Annotated in this window: 2 protein-coding genes and 2 tRNA genes; all 4 read right to left on the bottom strand. The window is 42.0% G+C overall.

Annotated features, from left to right (window positions below; genetic code table 11):
• Positions 1-1079, bottom strand: a 1079-nt coding sequence (locus PX636_RS06280; protein WP_502882850.1) for a glycoside hydrolase family 38 N-terminal domain-containing protein, incomplete at its 3' end; no start/stop codon positions are given.
• A gap of 358 nt (positions 1080-1437) precedes the next feature.
• Positions 1438-1509, bottom strand: a tRNA-Thr gene (locus tag PX636_RS06275).
• An 8-nt stretch (positions 1510-1517) separates the two neighbouring features.
• Positions 1518-1602: transfer RNA gene (locus tag PX636_RS06270), tRNA-Tyr, on the bottom strand.
• 137 nt (positions 1603-1739) lie between these two features.
• Complete coding sequence (locus PX636_RS06265; protein ID WP_002796877.1) at positions 1740-2036, bottom strand: ferredoxin; 297 nt, start codon at positions 2034-2036, stop codon at positions 1740-1742.
• Between the last annotated feature and the right edge of the window lie 507 nt (positions 2037-2543).

Genomic DNA, 2543 nt, shown 5'->3' with positions numbered 1-2543 from the left:
TGTAGTTTCCCAGTTACAAAATATTTGATGCCAAAGGATTTAAGAATTTGTGGCAATTGGTAGGGAAACCCAAAGGTATCCGGCAGCCAAGCAGTTTCAGTGATTTGTCCAAATTTTTCTTGAAAATATTTTTGTCCATAAAGCAGCTGTCGAAATAGGGATTCCCCAGAAATTAAATTGACTTCTGGTTCTACCCACATCCCGCCCAAAAGTTCCCAGGATTGCCCTTTATATGCCTCTAGAATTGCTTCAAACAGGTCAGGATGATGTTTTTCTATCCATTCGTAAATTAGGGGACTAGAATGACCAAATATGAGGGCAGGAAAATCTTTTTGCAGGTTTAAAACCGAGATAAAAGTGTTTTTTGCCACTTGCCAAGTTTCTGCCAACGGCCACAACCAAGCCAGATCCAAATGTGCGTGGCCGAGAAGATGAAAACTGCGTTCTTTGAGCGGTTTAGCGAGGGGTTGTAGGGATTGACGAATTGATTCTAGGGAGCGATTAAATTTATCTTTGTTGGTGACATTATCCCAGTCAATATTATCGAGAGTAGCGGTAAAAGCCGCTAAGTTTTCAGTATAAAAAGTTTGTAGATAATTATGGAGAATGGTTAATTCATCAGCGACAAAACTAGGATCGATAGCTTGGCTATATTCATAGATTAACTGCGATTTCATCAAACCACCAATATCATGATTGGGACTGACTAAACGGAGAGTAACAAAGATTTCTTGACCGGTAGAGACCGAGTTAGAAAGTAAAATGCGCGTGGAAGAATCAAAGAGGTCTCCTGCTTGGATAAATTGATTATTAACATAAATTTTGACATCTTCCGCCCACCAAGTTAAGATTAATCTCAGTTCCATTCCCTCTAAAGGATAACCGGCTAAATGTTCGGGGACAATAATTTTTTGAGTTAGATATTGGATTTGTCTGCCGGCAGGCCAAATAATGTATTGTTTTTCATTGAGGGTGACGGGTTGAATTGGTTTTCCCGCTGCTGTAGCGATAAACCAATTTTTCTGAACATCTCTGCGGGTGAGGTGAGACAGTTTAGCGATGTTGTCCAGGGGAGACATGAGCCAACAAATAAGGTAATTTTGACTATTTTAAGCGATCGATGTCTAATTGGGCTAGGGGAGAACTTCTGTTAACGCAATAGTGCTGAAGACTTACTTAGGGTTTGCGGCAAAAAGTTTTTCGGTGGAGGTAGGGTGTGGGGTGTAGGGTGTAGGGTTTTAACCATTTTCAGGGGGTCAATTACCTAATTTTCAGGGAAAAAGTCCCTAAATTTCCCCCCCGATCCCTCCAATGGCCGGTACTTTTTGATTTCAAAAAAGCCTAAAAATATTATCCAACAAGGTTTTTAGATTTATTCAGGAGACCCTACTCAATCTCATCCTTCAATTGTTGATTGAGAATGAGCAGGAAAGAGAAAGCCCGTGATGAGGATTGAACTCATGACCTCACCCTTACCAAGGGTGTGCTCTACCACTGAGCTACACGGGCATTGATCGTGGTGGGCCGGGCCGGATTCGAACCAGCGTAGGCGTAGCCAACGGATTTACAGTCCGCCCCCATTAACCACTCGGGCACCGACCCATTAATTCCACGATTAACAATCATAGCACCCTTAGCTAAAACACACAAGTGTTTAGGGAAAAAAATTTTTGAGCCATAAAATAACTCCCATTAAAGCCATGGCTTTAACGGGAGTTTTCTGACGATCTGGAGAGAGATTACTTCAAAGCAGCTTCTTCTTGGTGGGTGAGGATCACACAGTCAGAGGTGGGATAGGCGACGCAGGTGAGGACATAACCCGCTTCAATTTGATCGTCATCTAAGAAGGATTGATCGGATTGATCGACAGTACCGGATTCAAGTTTACCTGCACAGGTGGAGCAAGCTCCTGCGCGGCAGGAATAAGGTAAGTCCACTCCTTGCTCTTCAGCTATATCGAGAATGTACTCATCATCGGGAACCTCAATTTCATGGTTGCCATCGGGTGTTATCAGGGTGACTTTATAAGTTGCCATCGGTTGTTCCTCTTAATTAAATGCTAGTGAAAGCGGCAGTCTCTACAATTGCCTCTCGCTCGTAGTCAGATTGAACGATTGGAGCGAGTTTCATTTTTGATACTACGGGAAAATCTGCCTGACTCAGCCTTGCATTAGTAATGACAGTCTTAAATAAACTTAAAATAAAATTTACTTATAGATCTAACCCAGAATTCTTGACGCTCCTTGCTCGATCTCTAGATAATTTCATCCCTCTACAATCTAGCTAAACTAACCACTACTAAGCATTTGGAGCTATAATGCTAATCGTTTTTTTCGTCTTAAGCCGATTTTTGTTAAATATTAGTTTAACTTATAGTTAAGATATATGTCGATGAATTGTCTTTAACCCAGCCAAGAAATTGCTTTTCGGCACTACTGCCGGTAACACATCTAGGAAAACTTTGACATCCTCACCGCCGTAAACGGACGGTGATTCCCAAACCTCACGATTTAGGTTTCTGCTTCTTTCCCTTGCGGGGTTCC

The organism is Microcystis sp. M53598_WE2 (assembly GCF_030067735.1).
GTDB lineage: Bacteria > Cyanobacteriota > Cyanobacteriia > Cyanobacteriales > Microcystaceae > Microcystis > Microcystis aeruginosa.
This window is presented reverse-complemented; position numbering and strand designations above follow the sequence as displayed.